Consider the following 18,977-nt stretch of genomic DNA (forward strand, 5'->3'; position numbering starts at 1 on the left):
TCGGCTCAGGGCCAGTCCTGGGCCATCGAGCGGTCTTCCCGCGCGATGGACTTGCACAACTGCCGTACGAGCGTGTGCGGGCCGACGTGCTTGGTGGCCAGTTCCAGTGCCCGCTCGATCGCGAAGTCGAACGGATCGCGGCGGATCTCCTCCCGGCGTTGCGGATCCGCGGCCGCGGTGGCGAAGAGCGACTTGACGGACTTGCCCTCGCGGGCGGACCAGGCGTTGAGCAGCCCGATGGTGTAACTCCGGGCGGAGTCGTTCGGGCCGGTCCCGTCGTCCGGGAGCGCGGTCCGTTCCTGGCCCTCCGCCCGATGGATCCGCATGAGGAAGGTCACCGCGACCTTGGTCAGGGTGAACAGGGTGTCGTCGTCGAGTTCGAGCAGCAGGTCGACCCTGCCGCGGGCCATGGCACTCTCGCCGGGAGCGGCTTCGGCGACGGCGGCCTGGAGCAGTACATCGCCCCGCTGAAGGGCATTCATGTCGAGCACGGAGATCGTTGGGTGTGGGGCCGGGGGACTCGCGGGATTACCGCGCGAGGCGGGCCGTCCAGGTCTGTCACCGGTGACTCGCGCGGTGCTGGAATCCGTCTCGGGAGGCGCCGGGCCACCCCTCAAGTTCCGCTGGAGGACCGCCGGAACACTCGTCGGAGGGATCGGTTTACGGCCAAGATCGGAAGAGGCTGATCGACTTCCGGGTGTACATGTTCGATATTTTGGAACACTTGGATTCGATGTGGTGAATCAATTGAATTGAAGATACACCTGACATTATTATTGCCTTCAACTTCGTTGTAATCATCACTGCTGGTCGTCGGGGGACTCCATGCTTGACTTACGTGCGCACCTCCGTCCCGCCGTGAGTCACCGCGACAGCAACCGCAAGCGGATCATCCTCGCCATCATGATCAAACCGGATACGCAGGCCGGTATTGCGCGTCGCACGATCCTGTCCCAGGCCACGGTCTCCACCGCCGTGCGCGACCTGGAGAAGGACGGCATCGTCCGGATGGAGCGCAACTCGGCCGCCCAGGGCAAGGGGGGCCGCGGAGTCCGGGTCTGCCTGCAGGGCGCGGTCAATGTCGCCGTCGGGGTCGACCTGGGCTTCAACCACGTCACCGTGATCGCCCGGCGGGTCGACGAGCAGTACGACCGGGTCAAGGTGCAGCAGAGCACCGACGGGGCCAACCGCGGCCTCGCGCACGTGATTCCGCTCGTCAAGGGGATGATCGAGGAAGCGGTGGCGGAGACGGGCCGCACGTCGGACGACATCATCTCCGTGGGCATCGCCGTGCCCCGGATGATCGATCCCCGGAGCGGGACGTTCGCCGCCCCGGTGCTGCCTCCCTGGAGTGGTGAGGGGGGCGACCCGGCGATAGAGCTGGCCAGGGCGCTCGGGGTCCGTGTGGTGATGGACAACGACGCCAACCTCGGCGCTCTCGCGGAGCAGACCTACGGCGGGAGCGACCACCTGGAGACCGTCGTCTACGTGAAGGCGTCGACCGGGATCGGCTCCGGTCTCATCGTCGGCGGCAACCTGCTGCGGGGCCGCAGCGGTATCGCCGGCGAGCTCGGCCATCTGACCATGGATCCGCACGGGGTGATCTGTCAGTGCGGCGGCCGCGGTTGCCTGGAGACCATCATCGGCGCCGAGTACCTCATCGACCAGGTCAGGAAGTCGCAGTTGGGGAACTCGGCGGACCTGCCCGGCTCCCTCGCGGCGCTCATCGCCAAGGCACATGCCAACGACGCCGTGTGCGTGCGTGCCCTGCAGGACGCGGGGCGGCTGCTCGGCAGGGCGCTCGCGCAACTCTGCAATCTCTTCAACCCCGACGTCATCGTGCTCGGCGGCCAGCTCGCCGCGGCCAAGGATCTGGTCCTGAAGCCCTGCAGGGAGGCCCTGGAGCGGTTCGCGCTGTCGGGCGCCGTGGACCCGTCGACCGACTTCGAGCTGCGGCTCAGCAACCTGAAGCAGCGGGCCGAGGCGCTGGGCGCGCTGGTCCTCGGGCTCAGCTCGATCCTCTCGGACGAGGAGATCGAGAAGAGCTGACAGGCGGGTTCGATTTGAAGTCGGAACGGGAAATCCGTCGGCCGGCCGGTTCAATTAATTGAGCCCATGTCATCGACTCGCGATCCGTACCGTTTCCCGCGCTATTCGGCACCGAAGGCCGTGCCGTTCCTGACGTGGCACTCCTCGACTGGATGTGCGACAAGCCGCGTGCAGCGTTGGCGGAATCAGGCAACTGATGATGCATCAGTCCAGGTAGAGTTTCATCTTGCCGTACGGTGTTCCCCGACGTCCAACGGTCCGGGGCTACGCGGCGAACTGATGACTGCCGACCCATTGTGGAGACATGATGTCTTTCCTTTCGCGGAACGAGTGTTCCGATGACCTCTGTGTCCAGTGCGGACCGGGTTCTCCGAGGTCAGCCGAGGACAGCGGGCCCGCAGTCTACGAGGCCCCGCTCCTCGCCGATCTTGGCCATGTACGGGAACTGACCCTGGGGAGTTCCTCCAGCGGCAATGCGGACGCCAACTCACAGTATTATTGGTAGGGCCCGGTGAAATCGCAGCACATTCCGACCCGGGACGCGCGATGACCCTGCTGACCCGTTTGCCCGCACAGTGTGCGCCGTACGTGGCCGGCACATTTCCCGTACCCGCCGCCGTCCCGCAATCCGTGGACGCGGACTTCCCGGCGCACGGGATGAGCAGGGTCTGGCCGGGGCTGTCCTCCCTGTGGTCCTGGGGCCGGTGGCGATCGGGCGAGTTACGAGGGGTGACCTACAAGGGGGCCGGCCTCGTCACGTTGGGGCAGTGTTTCGCCGACGACCGACAGCTCACGGCGGGACTCGTCCAGGCGGTGGAGAGCGACCGGTGGGAAGCCCTCATCCGGTGGCCCGGCAGCTACCTCGTCATCATGGCGCGGGACGACGGACTCCTCGCGTTCACCGATCTGGCCGGCCAATTCCCCCTGTACTACTGCCCCGTACCCGGGCGGGTGGCCTTCGGCTCCCGACCCGCCATCGCGGCAGCGGCGGCGGGAATCCCCGCACGGCCCGACCGCGCCACCCTGGCGGCCCAGATCCTGTGCCCCACCGCCGACCCCCTGTTCGGGGAGCGCTCCGTCCTCGACGGTGTACACCGGCTCGGTGGCGGCCAGGCGCTGCGGATCGACGCCGCGGGTCATCCGGAGACATGGACCTACGATCCGCTGATCCCTGACCGCCACGTGTCGCTCGCGGACGGCGCCGAAGCGCTGAGGGCGGCACTGACGGCCGCGGTCGGCGCACGCGTGGATCTGGGGGAGCGGCTGACCGCGGATTTCAGCGGCGGTCTGGACTCCACCTCCCTCGCCTTCCTCGCCGCACACCGGACGCGTACTCCGCTCCCCGTCTTCGTCTATCACCACCCGGACGCCCCCGCCGGCGATCTCGAGCATGCCGAGCGGTTCGCCCGGCTCGACGGGCGGCTGGAGCTGACCGTTCTTCCCGGCTCCCGGCAGACCCTCACCTACCACGGGCTGGATCAGGTGCGCCCGGCCGGCCAGCCCGAGGCGGCCGCGGTGAACAGCGCCCGGCTCCGGGTCCGGCTCGCGGGCATCGCCGCAGGAGGCAGCGCGATCCACCTCGGTGGCGAGGGCGGCGACGCCCTCCTCGTACCGGCCGCCGGCTATCTGGCGGACCTCGCACGCCAGGGCGGACCGCGCACCTTCGGGCGGCACTGCCGCGATGTGGCGAAAGCCCGCCGCGAAGCGCCCACGGCGGTGGCCGCCCGCGCGCTGCGCCTGTCACGAACCTCTCCGGCCGGAGCGCTGCAACGGCTGGCCGACCGACTGGAACGGCCGGCGGAGGGAATCCCGCAGTGGCTGGACACCATCGCCTGGTGGCCGGACCCGGGATCCGAGGCCGGCTGGCTGACCGGGGCCATGCGGGGCGAGCTGGCCGAGCTGGCCAGAAGCCGCGCACGGACCGAGACGGTGACACCGGGCGTCGGAGTGGGCGACCGGACGGCTCTCACCGAACTCCGTATCGCGGCCACCGTCCAACAGCAACTGTCGGACACGGCGCGTGAGTTCGAGGTGTGGCCGCACGCCCCGTTCCTCGACAACGACGTGGTCAGGGCGTGCACGGGACTGCCGTCGTACCACCGGGCCGACCCCCGCGCTGTCAAGCCACTGCTCGGAGCCGCGCTGGCCGGTCTGGTGCCGGAGCCCGTGCTGACGAGGCGCGGCAAGGGGAACTACACGGCCGAGGACTACCAGGGCGCGCGGCTGCACGCGAAGGAGATCAGATCGCTGCTCACCGGCTCGCGGCTGGCGGACCTCGGGATCATCGACCAGGGGGCCGTGATCGGCTCGCTCGACCGGGTGTTGATGGGGATCCGGGCGCCGCTGCCCGCGCTGAACCGGCTGCTGAGTGCCGAACTGTGGCTACGGGGTCTGGACCGACGCCCCCTGCGGACCGACCCACCTTCCTGAGGAGATGGCACCCATGCCGGACCTGTACATTCCCGCGCACATCCATGACAGCGTCTCCCCGCACGGCGGCAGCGTTCTGCTGAACGCGCACTCGGGGCAGTGGTACGCGCTGAACTCCACCGCGCACACGCTCTGGCAGGAGTGGCAGCGCACCGGCGACTTCGATTCCGCCGTCGACGCCATGGCACACCGCTACCCACGGGAGCGGCGCACCCAGGTCCGGTCGGACGCGGAGGAGCTGGCCGCCGGGCTGGCCGCGCGTGGGCTGGTGGTGTCCGGGGAGCCGGGCGAGCGACCGGGTCCGGGCGAGTGGCCGGGTCCGGGGGAGCGGGCCGAGAAGTTCCCGGTCGCACGCACCGCACCGCGGCGACCGTCCCATCGGGGGCTTCCCCAACTGGCGTTCGCCATCGCGCTGCTGCTGCTACGACTCCCGTTCCGGCTGACCGTCGCGTTGGTCGGGGCACGGCAGCGATGGTGCCGGGCGGCCGCCACCGAGGAGCAGGCGCTGTGGGCGGTGATCGCGGTCGAGGCCGTGGCACGCCGATTCCCCGGACGGGCCGCCTGCCTCGAACTCTCCCTGAGCGCCGTCGTGGCGATGGCGCTGCTGGGCCGGCGGCTCGATTGGTGTATCGGGACGGTCGACGATCCCTATCGGTTCCATGCCTGGGCCGAGGTCGATGAACTTCCCGTCACGCACCCCTCCGATTCTGAGAGCGCTCTTTTCCGGCGCGTCCTTTCCATTTGACCGGCACGAACGTTTCTTTGTGCCTGCCGTCCTTTAGCTGGATGGCAATGGCGGGAAAAGGTGTCGCCCGGGCGGTCGGCGGGCACAGCCGGCCGAGCGGGCCCAGGACATGACGAAAGGGCCGGCCGCCGGTGGGCGACCGAGCCCCTCCAAAGGACTGCGGATGCTGCTGTACTGCGGATACTTCAGGGACGGCGAGCGAGGGCGTCAAACATCGACGTCTCGCCGTGCCCGAAGAGAACCAGGACAACGATCACGATGATGGTGATCGCCGCCCGGACGTGGACCCAGCGCACGGGTGATACGCACTGGGCGATTACTCGGATGTTGAGCTCCATTGGACTGCCTCCTCCCAGGGGTGTTTCAGGCCTTCCGGTTGACTCCTTCAGTCTGTGGCAGGGTTACGCGATGGGGCAACAGGCGTTTATACGGCCTGATGTGAAGCCTGGAGGGAGACGTCGTCCGGCTGTGTCGAACCCTTTATGAATGACCGGTATTCGAAATGCAGGGACGCATGGATCGTCAAGGCGTGTCCGCCCTCAATTCGAAGCCCGGGGGCGCGGTGTCACCCGCCGCCGGGGGCGTGGGTTCGTCACCCGGTGAGCTCTGGTGGCGGGATCCCCGAGAACGAGGGTTCGCGTCCGCGGGCCATGGAACTGCCCGTCGTACGGCGAGAATTGAAGACCGGCGGGAGACGCGGACGGCGGCCCGGCAAAAATTCGACCGCTGCACCGACCAGGGCCGCACCCGGGTCGGGCTCTCGCTCGCGGGAAAAGCCGCCCGGTATGGATTCGGCAAAATCTCGACGAGGAAAGCGGTGCAAGGGTCCCGGCAACCCCAACTGCCGCAGTGGTGCCATGGTGTGACGTGATCTCAGGCCTGGTCGAGACGGTCGCGCTGGGACGGGGTGAGGTCGAGGTCCGGTGCGTCGAGGGATTCGTCGAGCTGGGCGGTGGAACTGGCGCCGATGATGGGGATGATCGGCAGCTCGCCGCCGAGCAGCCAGGCGAGGACGACCTGCCCGGCCGTGGCCCCGGTTTCCGCGGCGACCTCGCGCACCGCGGTGAGCTGGGCGGCGGCGCCGGGGTGGTCGAACTGCTCGGGCACGGACTTGGCGGGGTCGGTGTAGGCGCCGGAGAGCAGCGGGGTGTACGCGAGGAGCGTCAGGTCGGGTTCGGCGCGGACGTAGTCGAGCAGTTCGGGGGTGACGTGCTCCTTCGTTCCGAAGGCCGCGCCGGGCTTGGGGCGCAGATAGGTGTACTGCTGCTGGATGCAGGAGTATCCGGCCAGGCCGTGTTCGCGTGCGAGGGTCCGGGCGCGTTCGATGCGCCAGGTGACCTGGTTGCTGACGCCCAGGATGCCGACGGTCCCCTCGGCGACCAGTTCACCGAATGCTCCGACGGTCTCGGCCAGTGGCGTCGCGCGGTCCTCGATGTGGCCGTAGAGCACGTCGACGCGGTCGGTGCCCAGTCGGCGCAGACTGCCTTCGACGCCACCACGGATGGCCTTCGCCGAGAGCCCCTCGGCGTTGCCCGGCCAGTCGCCGGGACCTGTCGGTTGGGCGCCGACCTTGGTGGCGAGCACGATCCGGTCCCGGTTGCCGCGCGCGGTCATCCACCGGCCGACCAGCTCTTCGCTCTCACCGCCGCGCCCGCCGTCCTCCCAGAACGAGTAGCAGTTGGCTGTGTCGACGAAGGTGCCGCCGCGCTCCACGAAACGGTCCAGGATCGCGAAGGCCGTGGCCTCGTCGACATGGGTTCCGAAGGGCATGGCGCCCAGGCACAGGGTGCTGACACCGGGGCCGGGAGTGGCGTCGGGACGGCGGCCCAGAGTACGAAAACGCATGAGTGCTCCGCAGGGGTGCGAGGAAGTGGGGGAACGTCGCGAACCCTGTCACTTGGAGCGCGCTTGAGGTCAAGCCCTCAACCCGACCGCCACCGACCGCACATCCCCGACCGCCCACCGGCACACCGGATCCGCCCGGCCGCGCGTCCCCCGCGACGGCCGGGCGATCCGGGACGTTGAAGACACGGCCTACGAGCTGCGGCAGAGCATGCCCATACCGGTCGTCCGTATGACGCTCATCCGCCAGGCGTCGAACGTCACGGACTCGCCCGGCAGGATCAGCAGCCCGTCGTCCCCGTCCTGCCACGTCTCGCCGATCCGGCGCACCTGGACCGCAGGACCGCCGACTCCGGCCATGAACATGGTCGGGTCGATCTCCCAACCCCGCGCGTCGAGCCAGGCCTCGAACGCGGCGGTGTCCTCCGCGTCCGCCCCCCGTGGCCATAGGAATTCCGTCATGCTGTCCCCATCCCCCGTACATCCCCCGTAGCGCTCGTGGACCGAGCACACTGATCCTGCCAGGCGGCACTGACAAGTCGCTAAATTTTGGGTATACGCGGACGGTGACCCCCGACACCCCGACCCTGCCCCGGATGACGTGATCGGCGTCCGGGGAGGCGTCGAGGTCGCCCTCATGGATCCACAGCCGGCCGCCGAACCGGTCGGCGTACCGCCGGCCGTGTGCCGCGTGGTCGCGGTGGGTCAGCAGCACATCGGTGACGGGGCCCCGCGCCTCGTACCGCGCGGCCGGCCCGCTGTTCCAGCGCGGGGTGTCGACCATCATCAGTTGCCCGGACGGGCGTTGCAGGAGATACGCGTCGGCTCCCGCGGTGTGCGAGGAGCTGTGCCCGCACAGATGGACGTCGTCGGTCAGCCGCAGGGGGAAGGGGTCGGCCGCCGGGTCCAGGGTGCGGGACGGGTGGCGGATCGACCGGGTGTGACGGGCGAAGGCGGCGGTGGCCAGCCGACGGGGGCGGCGAGCCGTCGTGCGCCGGCCGCTTCCCCGGGACCCCGGCGGCCGCTCCGACCCGTTGACAGTGCCCTCGGCTAGGTTCGGAGACGCACCCGACCTCACGATGGAGATGTTCATGCGCACCCTGGAACCGCAGGCCGGCGGGCCCACCGCCGGCGACGCCGAAACCGGAGATCAGGGATGAGCACCGGCCCTGGGACGAGCACCGGTCCCGAGCCGTGGACCTCGTCCGCCGGGCCGCTCCACAGCGATCTGCTCGCGGCGAAGACATGGGTGTACGACGTCAACGGGTTCGTCTGCTCCCGGCCGGTACCCGAGCCGGAGAGTGCCGACTACGGTGCGCACGAGTTCACGCTGGACGGCGCCTCCGTGCGGTTCCGGGTGGCCAGGACAACCCCGACGAAGATCGGGCAGTTCGTCACCGTGTGGAAGCGGTCCCCGGAGGGGCCCATCCAGCCGTTCGACTCCACGGACGCGGCCGACCTCCTCGTGGTCAGTTCCCGCGAGGATCAGCACTTCGGGCAGTTCGTGTTTCCGAGGGAAGTGCTCGGCGAACGGGACGTCGTCTCCAGGAACGGCGTGGGCGGGAAACGGGCTTTCCGCGTCTACCCGCCCTGGGCCACCGCGGTCAACCGCCAGGCCCGCGCTAGCCAGGCCTGGCAGTTGCGGTACTTCCTGCGGATCCCTGAGGACGGTCCGGCCGACGCCGGGCGGGCTCGCGCGCTGTACCACCCGTAGCGCCGGGCGCGCCCCTGAGCACGGCGGGCGCGTGACCGGATATGGCCAGACCGGTGATGGCGGACCGGGAGAGTCTTACCTGGTGGAGGGTCGTTCGGCCCGCCCGAACCCGTGGAACCAGGAGGGCCCCGTGAAGGCGCTCGATCAGAAGGAACAGGCGCGTGTCCTGCGCGCCCTGCACGCTCAACCCCCGCTGGTGTTGCCCAACGCGTGGGACCCGGGCTCGGCGGTGGCGATCGAGGCGGCCGGTGCCACCGCGATCGCCACCACGAGCGCGGGGGTGTCGTGGGCGGTGGGAGTGCCGGACGGGGGCGGCATGAGCCGCGCCGCCGCTCTCGACGCCCTGCGGCGCATCGTCGCCGCGGTCTCCGTTCCGGTGACCGCCGACATCGAGGCGGGATACGGCGCGACCCCGCAGGAGGTGGCGTCGACCATCACCGCGGTCCTCGCCACGGGTGCCGTGGGCGTCAACATCGAGGACAGCCCCGGTGTACGGGGCGAGCCGCTCCTCGACCCGGCCGCACAGGCCGATCGGCTCGCCGCCGCCCGGGACAGCGCGCGGGCCGCGGACGTCGATCTGTGCATCAACGCCCGGACGGACACCTACCTCGCCGGAGTCGGTGCGCCGAGCGAACGGCTCGCAGCCACCCTGGCCCGCGCCGAGCGGTACGCCGCGGCCGGAGCGGACCTGCTCTTCGTTCCCGGCCTCATCGATCCCGAGGCGATACGCGCACTCGTCGACGGGCCGCTGCCGATCAATGTGATGGCGCACCCGGGGGCGCCGACCGTCGCGGAACTCGCGGCGCTCGGTGTCGCACGCATCAGTGTGGGTTCGGCCGTCGCCCAGGCCGCCTACGGTCTGGCGGCGGACGCGGCGAGGGAGTTGCTCGGTTCCGGCACCTACGTCTCGCTCGAAGCGGCGATGGGTTACGGGGAGCTCAACGACCTGCTGCGCTGACGGTCCGCTTCAGCGGCTGTCGGACGGGGCGGTGCGTGGTGCCTGGTGGCGGTCCCCGACGAGAAGGTGGACCGTCGCCAGCGCCCGCCACGGACGCCAGGGCGCGGAGACGGCATCGAGATCAGCGGACGAGTCGGGTGAGCCGGGTGAATCGGATACTTCGAGTGAGGATGCGAGCTGTTGCACCGCTCGCCGTACGTCCGGGTCTCCCGCCGGGAACGCGTCGCGTGCGCCGAGGCGCAGGGCGACATGGTGCGCGGCGGCGGCGCCGAGGCCCGGGACCGTGACCAGCGATGCCACGAGTTCCGCCAGTGGTTCGCCGCCGTCGAGGTGGACGGACCCGGAGACCACCGCCCGTGCCAGGGCACTGACGGTCCCGCCGGCTCCGTCCGGCAGTCCGTACGCGTCCGGGGGCACGTCCGCGAGGGTCCCAGCCGACGGGAAGGCGTGGGTGAGCCCGTGTCCGAGTCCGTCGACGGGCGGCCCGTAGGCGCGGGCCAGCGCGCCGAGCGCGGCGCGGGCCCGCTGCGCAGGCAACTCCTGGCGGAGCACCGCGTGCACGGCGACCTCGAACGGTCCCCACGCTCCCGGGACACGTACCCCCGGGCGGGAGGTGATCAGTGGACCGAGTGCGGTGTCGGCGATGAGCTGCGCCGACGGGAGGACCGGGTCGGCGTCGATACCCACGAGCCGGGCCGCCCGTTCCACGACATGGATGACGCCCTCCCAGTAGGGCAGGTGCGCTCGCAGTCGGAGGTGATCGGAGCCTCCTGGCCCGATCTCGAGCATCCCGGGCGCCCCGTCGAGCGCGATGGTCCGCCGGTACCGGCCCGACTCGATCGACTCGACACCGGGGACCGCTCGTTCGGCGAGGAAATCGAGGGTGGCGTCCCAGTCGTAAGGAGCGGTGAACGGCATGCGCAGGACGAGTCCGCCGTCGGCGGTGAGCCGGTCTCCGCGCCGCCGCCGGTCCCGCAGATCGCTCGGCGCGGAGCGGAACACCTCCCGGATCGCCCGGTTGAACTGGCGCAGGCTGCCGAACCCCGAAGCGAAGGCGACCTCGGCGATCGACAGGTCGGAGTCGTCGAGCAGCCGCCGGGCGAAGTGCGCACGCCGTGAGCGGGCGAACTGGTCCGGTGTCACCCCGAGGTGGTCGTGGAACATCCGCCGCAGATGGCGCGCGGACACGCCGAGCCGGGCGCCCAGCGCCGCCTCGTTGGCCTCGTCCAACGTGCCGCCGATGATGAGCTGGACGGCCCGGCAGACGAGTTCGGGAGTGTCGTCGGCGACGGTGCCGGCGACACGATAGGGGCGGCAGCGCAGACAGGCCCGGTAGCCGGCCGCCTCCGCGGCTCCCGCCAGTTCGAAGGTGCGGACGTTCTCGGCGTGCGGCTTGGCCCCGCAACCCGGCCGGCAGTAGATCCCCGTGGTCCGTACAGCGGAATACGTAGTCACCTGCTCAGGCTCGCATCCGCAAGGGGCACGGGCCAGCCGGATCCGGACATGATGACGCCGCTGTCCGGCCGGGGTGCAACCAGGCGTCTCGCGGTCTCGTCTCAGTGATCCAGTAGCCGGAGACACTTCCAGGAGATTCGATGAAGGCTTTAGTGCGTCTCGCGGTGGCCGGCATGGCCGCGGCGGGACTCGTCGTCACCCTGTCGGGTTCGGCCTCGGCGGTGCTCGGCGGCAAGCCCGCCACGACCGACACGTACCCCTATCTGATCGCGATCGAGACTCCGGACCACCAGGAGCTCTGCACCGGGGCACTGATCGCTCCCGCCAAGGTGCTCAGCGCGGCACACTGCTTCGACGCCATGGACGTGACCGGCCTGCGCTTCATCGGCGGGCGTACCGACCTGGGCACCACGAAGGGGCAGGTCCGGCACGCGGTGAAGGTGAAGGTCCACCCGGACTACCAGGGTTTCGCGGGTGATTACGACGCCGCGGTCGTCACGCTCGACAGGGCGCTGCCGTACAGGACCGTTCCGGTGGCCCGGCCCGCGGATTCCGCCCTTTACGGCTACGGGCGCCCGGCCACGGTCCTGGGCTGGGGGCGGACAGGAACGGAGACCGCCGTGGCGAACAGCGATGCGGCCGCCGCGGGTCGCCGGCTGAAGGAGGCGACGCTCAAGCTGGCGCCGATGAGTGACTGCGGCCCGTGGTCCTCCACCTCGGCCGTGAAGATCTGCGGGCTTCCCCGAAGTGCCGTGCCGGAGAGCGTCTGCGCCGGGGACTCCGGTGGACCACTGATCGCCGGTGGCCGCGTTATCGGTATCGTGAGCAGCGGCAACAAATACTGCACCCCGGATACCGCCTACTCCACGTTCTCCCGGGTGAGTTCGGTGGCCGCCGGTCTCGGACTCCTCACACGGTCTCCTTGAGCAACGATAAAGAGGAATTGCGGGCGAGGTCTGCCGCGTTCCGCCTCCTGTCCCCGCGCGAAGTCGGGGCAGGGGGCAACCTTGGAGAGCCGGTGCGGGTCTTTACCCATGGCCGCGCCGAACCGGTACGGCCGCGACCCGCATTGGGCCTGCGAGCGAAAGAGGCTGCATGCTCCGCGTTCACTTCACCCCCCACGACCTGCAGAACATTCGAATTGCCCAGCATCCCGACCCGCTGTGGGAACTGGTGTGCAGTATCTGTCGTCTGCAGACCAGACAGGGACCGCTTGATTTCGGCCATTGGCGCGGCACGGCATATGAACGGCTGCGCAGAGATCCCGTCGTGAAGGGGGCGCTGCATCTGCTGCGGTTATTGATCCCCGCTTCGGGCTACATTCCGGACTTTCTCACACCGAGCAATACCGGCGGCGAACTGTTCGCCGGCCTGGACCAGGTGCGCGGCACTCCCCGAGGACAACTGAACCGCGAATTGACGCGGCTTGCCGAGTCCCGTCCGGTCCCGGTCTGGGCCACCACGATGGGCCGGCCGGGAGCCGACGGGCTCGTCCCGCTCACCAAAGCGCTCGCCACCTACCACCGGGCGCTGTTGCAGCCCTTCTGGCCGCGTATCCGGACCGCCGTTGACAACGATATCGGCCGGCGGGCGAGCACTCTGCTGGGAGGCGGCACCCAGGCGCTGCTGGAAGGACTGCGCCCGCTGGCGCGATGGAACTCCCCGACGCTGGAAGTGGATTACCCGGTCGACCGCGACCTGCACCTGGCGGGGCGTGGGCTGCTGCTGGTGCCCTCGTACTTCTGCTGGGGCCGGCCGACGGCTCTCGCGGACCCGGGCCTGACGCCGGTGCTCGTCTATCCGGTGGCGAAGGTGCCGCTCGACGGAGAGGGCGCGACGGAACAGGGACTGGTGCGCCTGCTGGGCAGGACCCGGGCAGCGGTACTGGCCGAGGTGGCCAACCGGAACGCCCGGACCACCTCCGAGGTGGCCGAAGCCGTCGGCGTCACCCTGCCCAGCGTCAGCTACCAGATCGGGGTACTGCGGGACGGCGGGCTCGTGGCCAGCCGCCGTGACGGCAAGTACGTTCTGCACACGGCGACCCCGCTGGGCCTCCGGCTGTTGGGCGGGGGAACGCCGGGCCTGGTCGACAGTCCGCTCCCGCAGGGCCCGTTTAGCCTGTGCTCGAAATGATTGCCCGTCCGCCCGCCCCGCCGCATGCTGTCCCCGCACCGGCAAGGTGATGGTGCACCGGCAACGGTCTTCGCGGTGATGTTCCCCGCGTCCCTTCGGCCGATGCCGCGGCAGTGCAGAAACGGCAGCGCAGGAAAGGTCTCTCATACAGTGAATGTGACTACCAGGCCGAGGCTGCCACGGTGGCTTCTGCTCCTCTCCGTCCTGCTGGCGATGGTGGCGACCACGACGCTCGGCGCGGCCCCGGACGCCCGTGCCGACTATCCGAATCCTGATCCGGGGGACCCGGTCTGCGGGCCCAGTTGGGTGGTGATCTCGGCGTACGGCACCGAGGAGGACACCACGCACCAGGGCGCGGGGATGGAGTGGGGTTCCAGCGGAGTCAACAGCTGGTTCATCGCGGGGATCGTCCAGTCCCTGCACGACAAGGGCGTCCAGGACCAGGCGATCAAGGTCCGTAACCTCAAGTACCCGGCGTCACTGATCTCCCGCCCGTGGCCCGGCGGCCTGCCGGACTACTGGACGGGGCTGGGCATCGGCCGTGACCGGCTGGCCAGCGAGGTCAACTTCTACGCGGGGTGCGCCAACCATCCCCATCTGATCCTGCTGGGCTATTCGATGGGCGCGCACGTCGTGAAGTCGGCGCTGCAGCTGCCCGTCGTGCAGTCCCACGCGGACACCATAGGCGCCGTGCTCACGGTCGCCGACCCCAGCCGCAACAACGGCCAGATCGGCATGGCCCAGGCCGGTGCGATGCTCACCATCAACCCTGACTTCAGCACCGGCACGGCCGCCGTCGCCGACGGCGGGCTGCTGGGGCGGCTGAATGTTCCGGGAGCCTTCGCCGGATTCATCGGCGACGGCCGGTACTTCGACGTGTGCCGCACCGACGACCACGTCTGCAACCGCCCGGGCCCGCCCAGCACGGACGACCTGGCGCAGCAGTTCGCGTACAGCCTTCCCGCGCACACCCAGTACGGCGCCGGAGACCACGGCGCGACGGCGAACCGTATGGCGGCCAAGGCGGTGTCCACCGCGGTCAGCTTCGCCGCATCGGGCGGATCGGACCCCAACCCCAACACCCCGTGCGCACCGCACACCGACACCGACCCGATGGGCGCCGCCGCCATCGCGGCCGCCTGCTCCGTCATCGCGCAGGACACCTGGTACACCTGGGGCGGCGGGCACAGCGTCTCTCCGCCGCAGGCGACATTCGGCTCGGTCGACCAGTCCGACCCCGTCCGCAGTGCCAACGACCCGTACCGCAAGGGCTTCGACTGCTCGGGATACGTCCGCTTCGCCTACTACAAGGCCGCCGGGTACGACATCATCGGTGACCGTACGGCGGACTCGGCGTACCGTGCGCCGTGGTCGGTGCGGTTCGGTCCTCCCATGGGTGAGAGTGTGTTGCGGGCCGGGGACATCGTCTACTTCGGCACCTCCGCGAACATCCATCACACCGCGATCTATCTGGGCACCGGGCTGATCGCCGAGGCCCCGCAGTCCAACGAGAAGATCCGGGTGTCACCCATGTCCAACCACCACGACTACATGGGCGCGGTCCGGCCGTCGGGCTCCGGCAGCGGGGGCGGCGGAGGCGTCGGCGGTCCCAACTCCACCTGGGGCACGGACGTCCGCACGCACACCACACCGTCGACGTCGGGCCCGGTGTACACCACGCTCAGCGGTCCGACGGCGATCCGTATCGACTGCCAGAAGCACGCCCAGTCGGTCACGGCCGAGGGTTACACCAACGACGTCTGGTCGCATCTGCCCGACATCGGCGGCAGCTGGGTCTCCAACATCTATGTCCGCGGACCGGCCTGGCTCCCCAACATCCCGGCCTGCGACGGTTCGTCGCCGGGCGGCGGTGCCCATTCCACCTGGGGCACCCATGTCAACATCCGGGCGATCCCGTCGGCCTCCGGCCGGCTGGTGACCACGCTGGCCGGTCCGACGGACATCGGCATCTCCTGCCAGAAGCACGCCGAGTCGGTGACGGCGTCGGGCATCACCAACGACGCGTGGAGCTTCCTGCCCAACTACAACGGATGGGTGTCGAACATCTTCGTCAAGGGCGCCGCATGGCTGGTCGACGTCCCCACCTGCGGGGGCGGCAGCGGCGGGGCCGTGGGCGGTGATCACATGACGTGGGGGACCAATGTCTACCTGCACACCGCTCCGACGGCCACGAGTGCGCGGGCGGACCTGCTTCCCGGCCCGACGGCGGTGACGATCGACTGCCAGGTGCACGGCCAGTCGGTGACGGCCGAGGGCATCACCAACGACGGCTGGAGCCATCTCGCCGACCGCCAGGCGTGGATCTCCAACATCTATGTCAAGGGTGCCGCCTGGCTCGACGGCGTACCGGCCTGCGACGGTGATCCGGGCAGTCCGGGTGGCGAGACCCACGGAAACACCCGGACGACCTGGGGCGCCAATGTGCGCGTCCACCAGGACGCCGCCTCCGGGTCCGGGGTGGTCGCCACGCTGGCGGGGCCGACCCAGGTGACCGTGGTGTGCCAGAAGCACAGCGAGAGCGTCACCGCCGACGGCTACACCAACGACGGCTGGAGCCGGCTGGCGGACCAGCAGGGCTGGATCAGCAACATCTACATCAAGGGACCGGCCTGGGACGACTCCCTGCCCACCTGCTGACAACGGAGGACCGAACACCTGACAACGGAGGACCGAACACCTCACAACGGACGAACGGCTCACGGACCCGGCAGTCAGGTTGCCGGGTCCGTGAGCCGTTCCGTCCGGAGGAACGGGACTCAGCAGCTCAGGTTGTTGCCTGCCGGGACACCGAGGATCTGGACGAAGCGCTGGTAGGCGTCGATCCGGCTCTGCACCTGGGCGGGGTTGCCGCCGTTGCATTCGATGCTTCCGTTGATGCTACGGATGGTCTCGCCGAAGCCGGCGCCGTTCACCATGGCGTTGTGCGGGGTCATGGTGCCGGGGCCGCTCTGGGTGTTCCAGTACCACAGGCCGGTCTTCCAGGCGACGGACGAGTCGTTCTGGACGAGGTTGGGGTTGTGGAGCAGATCGATGCCGAGTGCGTCGCCCGCGGCCTTGTAGTTGAAGTTCCAGCTCAGCTGGATCGGACCGCGGCCGTAGTACGCGGCCTGGCCGGCGGGGCAGCCGTAGGACTGGCTCGCGTCGCAGTAGTGGGGGTAGTTGGCGGTGTTCTGCTCGACGATGTAGACGAGTCCGCCGGTCTCGTGGTTGACGTTGGCCAGGAACGCGGCGGCTTCCTGCCGCTTGACGGTGTCGCTCCCGGTGTTGGCGAAGCCGGGGTAGGCGCTGAGGGCCGCGGTCAGGCCGCTGTAGGAGTAGAACGAGTTGCGGCTCGGGAACATCTGGTTGAACTGGGACTCGCTGACCGGGAAGCCGCCCTGGCTGGGCGGTGTGGTCGGCGATCCGCCGCAGGTGTACGGCTCCCAGTACCAGGTGCTGATGGCCGGGTCGTAGCCGGGATTGTCGTGCTCGGCGCGGTACGCGTTGCCGTCGGTGTACTTGACGACGTCACCGGTGACGTAGGCCCGGCCCGCGACCCACGCGGGGTAGTCGCACGATCCGGTGCCGCCGGTGGTGCCGCCGGAGCCACCCGAACTGCCGCAGGCTCCCTGGTCGGCCCAGACCGCCGCGTTGCCGGGTGTCTCGTTCTGGGTCCACCACTTCGCGGACCAGTTGTGACCGTTGTAGGACGCGGACAGTCCGCCGGTGTACACCGTGGAGGAGTTCCACGCGGTCGTACACTGCGCGGCGGAAGCGGTGGACGCCAGCGGTACGAGGACCGCCAGTCCGACCGCGACGATCAGAGCGGTGAGGAACGCCATGATCCGTTTTCTTGACACGGGGCCACTCCTAGTGGGGGATCGAGTGGGGATAGCCCTGCACTCAACCCGATTGGTCTGGACCTGTCAAGGTCTGGACCGATAGTGCGCGAGGTCGGAGCGGTTCTCCAACGAGCCGCTGCCGGGGAGTGGTTGGCGGCGGCTGCGATAGCCTCCTGGGCAGTGACCACAGAACGATCGACGGGACCGTGACCGGAGCAATGGCGTCAGAAGGCAGTGCGCGGCATCCGGCCGGCCGTACGGCGTTGGTCATCAAGGTTCCGGAGGCGGAACCTCTGGTGGGGGAGTGGCGGCGGCGGTTCGACCCCGCCGCGGGGACCGGGGTCCCGGCGCACGTGTCGGTGCTCTACCCGTTCCTGGACCACCCGCGGATCGATGGTTCCGTCGCCGAGGCCCTGGGGGAGTCACTGGGCGCTCACGCCCCGTTCGAGTTGGCCTTCCGTCGCTGCGGACGCTTCCCTGCGATGCTCCATCTCGTCCCCGAGCCGGACGGCCCCCTCCGGGCGCTCACCCGTGGCGTCGCCGACCGCTGGCCGGAGGCGCAACCGTACGGAGGCCGGTACGCCGACGCGGCACCGCATCTGACCGTCGCCTACAGTCCGGATCCGGGCGTGTTCGACACGATCGAGGCCGATCTGACGGCCGGGCTTCCCTTCACGACCCGCGTCACCGCGGTGCAGCTGGTCGTCTGGGACGGCGCCCACTGGCACGACGCGGAGACGTTCCCGCTGCGCGGCTGACCATCCTGACCGGGATCCGGCCGCTGGGCCGAACGGGTCACTCCGTCAGACAGGGGCAGGACGTCACACTCTCCAGATTCACCGGGCAGCCGTTGTCCGGGCCTCTGACGCAGGCGCCCTCTCCGCAGCACGAGCAGTTGCCGCATGAGGTCGACAGCAGCCGCGGCTGCCGGGACATCTGGGACGGGCCGTTCACATCACGTTGTTCATCCACAGTGGACTGGATACCACCGGTGCCCGCGGTCCGCCCGTCGTCGGCCGCGGAGCGTGCGGGTGCCGAATGGCGGCGGGGGCGTGATCGTGGAGCCGTGGCCGGGGAGGAGACCCAGCGATCGCAGACCGGGCCGCGGTGACGAACCGGCCGGGTCGCGGCCCGCCCGCACGGTAGTCACCGGGTCGCGGTCGTCATGCGGCGAGGGCGGGCAGGGTGACGCCGGTGAGGCGTTCGGCTTCCGCCCACAGCCGGGCGTTGGCCGTGGTGTCGAGGGCCCGGCGGGTGGTGCGTGCGGTGGTGGTGGGGCCGACCAGTCCGAATCGTCCGCCCGGTCCGTAGTAGGCGGCGGGAGTGGCGTCCGGGCTGGTGGCGGCGTACAGCAGCGGCTCGGCGCCCTGTTCGACGCCCTGCGACGGCAGGATGGCGAGGCTGTTGAGCAGCGAGCGCTTCGGCTTGTCGCGGCCCAGGGTCGCGCCCGCCGTCTGGAGGTTGGTGCGCGCGCAGGCCGGCGTGCTCGAACGCAACGTCTCTCCGAAGGTCACCGCGGAGTACAAGCGCAGCGCGATCACCAACGTGGGTGAGCTGGCCCGGATGGTGCGGGAGCGGGTGCCCGAGCTCGCAGAGCACGACGCCGTACGGTTCGCCGGTGCCACCGTCATGGTGACCGGCGCGACGTGGACCCACTCGCAGCCGTCAGCCGCGATGCTCGCCGTCTACGAGACCGATCCCGAGCCGGCGGCGATGCGGCTGGACTTCACCGACACCCTCCGCCAACTGCTCGAGGTGCTGCTCACGGGCCTGCTCGCCCGAGCGTCCGGCTGAGCCGGGGCGGTCGGG

The 18,977-nt window shown here is 69.9% G+C and carries 18 protein-coding genes and 1 pseudogene; 11 read left to right on the forward strand and 8 right to left on the reverse strand.

All coding sequences use genetic code 11. The features are described from left to right. Positions 1 to 5 precede the first annotated feature (5 nt). A complete protein-coding gene (locus O3W51_RS01485) occupies positions 6 to 491 on the reverse strand; it encodes a hypothetical protein (protein ID WP_269283095.1) in 486 nt (161 codons plus the stop codon). Positions 492 to 858: 367 nt separating this feature from the next. Between O3W51_RS01485 and O3W51_RS01490 the strand changes: the two genes are divergently transcribed. From O3W51_RS01490 to O3W51_RS01500, 4 genes are all read left to right on the forward strand, one after another. Next, complete coding sequence (locus tag O3W51_RS01490; protein WP_198359529.1) at positions 859 to 2,049, forward strand: ROK family transcriptional regulator; 1,191 nt, start codon at positions 859 to 861, stop codon at positions 2,047 to 2,049. Positions 2,050 to 2,356: 307 nt separating this feature from the next. Then, positions 2,357 to 2,554 carry a lasso RiPP family leader peptide-containing protein gene (locus O3W51_RS48730; RefSeq protein ID WP_138351599.1) on the forward strand — a complete coding sequence of 66 codons (198 nt, stop codon included), beginning with the start codon at positions 2,357 to 2,359 and terminating at the stop codon, positions 2,552 to 2,554. 41 nt (positions 2,555 to 2,595) lie between these two features. Further along, on the forward strand, positions 2,596 to 4,479 hold the full coding sequence (locus O3W51_RS01495) for an albusnodin/ikarugamycin family macrolactam cyclase (RefSeq protein ID WP_138351383.1): 1,884 nt from the start codon (positions 2,596 to 2,598) through the stop codon (positions 4,477 to 4,479). Positions 4,480 to 4,492: 13 nt separating this feature from the next. Then, a complete protein-coding gene (locus O3W51_RS01500) occupies positions 4,493 to 5,224 on the forward strand; it encodes a lasso peptide biosynthesis B2 protein (RefSeq protein WP_187144734.1) in 732 nt (243 codons plus the stop codon). Positions 5,225 to 5,409: 185 nt separating this feature from the next. Here the strand turns inward: O3W51_RS01500 and O3W51_RS01505 are convergent, their stop codons facing one another. The 4 genes and pseudogenes from O3W51_RS01505 to O3W51_RS01520 form a co-directional block, all read right to left on the reverse strand. Next, positions 5,410 to 5,562: a hypothetical protein gene (locus O3W51_RS01505; protein WP_164292695.1), complete on the reverse strand. Its 153-nt coding sequence runs from the start codon at positions 5,560 to 5,562 to the stop codon at positions 5,410 to 5,412. A 535-nt stretch (positions 5,563 to 6,097) separates the two neighbouring features. Beyond that, positions 6,098 to 7,069: an aldo/keto reductase gene (locus O3W51_RS01510; protein ID WP_138351385.1), complete on the reverse strand. Its 972-nt coding sequence runs from the start codon at positions 7,067 to 7,069 to the stop codon at positions 6,098 to 6,100. A gap of 189 nt (positions 7,070 to 7,258) precedes the next feature. After that, positions 7,259 to 7,528: a hypothetical protein gene (locus O3W51_RS01515; RefSeq protein WP_187144733.1), complete on the reverse strand. Its 270-nt coding sequence runs from the start codon at positions 7,526 to 7,528 to the stop codon at positions 7,259 to 7,261. A 127-nt stretch (positions 7,529 to 7,655) separates the two neighbouring features. Next, a pseudogene (locus O3W51_RS01520) lies at positions 7,656 to 8,159 on the reverse strand (MBL fold metallo-hydrolase); the annotation flags it as partial. A gap of 63 nt (positions 8,160 to 8,222) precedes the next feature. On the opposite strand from O3W51_RS01520, the gene O3W51_RS01525 reads away from it, so the two are divergent. Together O3W51_RS01525 and O3W51_RS01530 are read left to right on the forward strand one after the other, a co-directional pair. Beyond that, a complete protein-coding gene (locus O3W51_RS01525) occupies positions 8,223 to 8,780 on the forward strand; it encodes a MepB family protein (RefSeq protein ID WP_138351386.1) in 558 nt (185 codons plus the stop codon). Positions 8,781 to 8,910: 130 nt separating this feature from the next. Next, positions 8,911 to 9,738 (forward strand): isocitrate lyase/PEP mutase family protein, encoded by an 828-nt coding sequence (locus O3W51_RS01530; protein ID WP_138351387.1) that lies wholly within the window; start codon positions 8,911 to 8,913, stop codon positions 9,736 to 9,738. 9 nt (positions 9,739 to 9,747) lie between these two features. Here the strand turns inward: O3W51_RS01530 and O3W51_RS01535 are convergent, their stop codons facing one another. Next, positions 9,748 to 11,193 (reverse strand): AlkA N-terminal domain-containing protein, encoded by a 1,446-nt coding sequence (locus O3W51_RS01535; protein WP_138351388.1) that lies wholly within the window; start codon positions 11,191 to 11,193, stop codon positions 9,748 to 9,750. Between the two features lie 140 nt (positions 11,194 to 11,333). Here O3W51_RS01535 and O3W51_RS01540 point away from each other — a divergent pair, with 140 nt between their 5' ends. The 3 genes from O3W51_RS01540 (at position 11,334) to O3W51_RS01550 (ending at position 15,984) form a co-directional block, all read left to right on the forward strand. Then, on the forward strand, positions 11,334 to 12,119 hold the full coding sequence (locus O3W51_RS01540) for a S1 family peptidase (RefSeq protein WP_138351389.1): 786 nt from the start codon (positions 11,334 to 11,336) through the stop codon (positions 12,117 to 12,119). A gap of 169 nt (positions 12,120 to 12,288) precedes the next feature. Beyond that, a complete protein-coding gene (locus O3W51_RS01545) occupies positions 12,289 to 13,326 on the forward strand; it encodes an ArsR/SmtB family transcription factor (protein WP_138351390.1) in 1,038 nt (345 codons plus the stop codon). Between the two features lie 156 nt (positions 13,327 to 13,482). Beyond that, a complete protein-coding gene (locus tag O3W51_RS01550; protein WP_187144732.1) occupies positions 13,483 to 15,984 on the forward strand; it encodes an NlpC/P60 family protein in 2,502 nt (833 codons plus the stop codon). A gap of 119 nt (positions 15,985 to 16,103) precedes the next feature. On the opposite strand, the gene O3W51_RS01555 is transcribed toward O3W51_RS01550, so the two are convergent. Further along, positions 16,104 to 17,168: a glycoside hydrolase family 19 protein gene (locus tag O3W51_RS01555; protein WP_232485387.1), complete on the reverse strand. Its 1,065-nt coding sequence runs from the start codon at positions 17,166 to 17,168 to the stop codon at positions 16,104 to 16,106. A gap of 206 nt (positions 17,169 to 17,374) precedes the next feature. Here O3W51_RS01555 and O3W51_RS01560 point away from each other — a divergent pair, with 206 nt between their 5' ends. Next, positions 17,375 to 17,926 carry a 2'-5' RNA ligase family protein gene (locus O3W51_RS01560; protein WP_331284032.1) on the forward strand — a complete coding sequence of 184 codons (552 nt, stop codon included), beginning with the start codon at positions 17,375 to 17,377 and terminating at the stop codon, positions 17,924 to 17,926. A 405-nt stretch (positions 17,927 to 18,331) separates the two neighbouring features. On the opposite strand, the gene O3W51_RS01565 is transcribed toward O3W51_RS01560, so the two are convergent. Beyond that, positions 18,332 to 18,664: a hypothetical protein gene (locus O3W51_RS01565; RefSeq protein WP_232485407.1), complete on the reverse strand. Its 333-nt coding sequence runs from the start codon at positions 18,662 to 18,664 to the stop codon at positions 18,332 to 18,334. Between O3W51_RS01565 and O3W51_RS01570 the strand changes: the two genes are divergently transcribed. Further along, positions 18,651 to 18,962 (forward strand): hypothetical protein, encoded by a 312-nt coding sequence (locus O3W51_RS01570; RefSeq protein WP_138351394.1) that lies wholly within the window; start codon positions 18,651 to 18,653, stop codon positions 18,960 to 18,962. The genes O3W51_RS01565 and O3W51_RS01570 overlap by 14 nt on opposite strands. Positions 18,963 to 18,977 lie beyond the last annotated feature (15 nt).

Source organism: Streptomyces sp. H39-C1, from assembly GCF_027158125.1.
Classification (GTDB): Bacteria; Actinomycetota; Actinomycetes; order Streptomycetales; family Streptomycetaceae; genus Actinacidiphila; species Actinacidiphila fildesensis.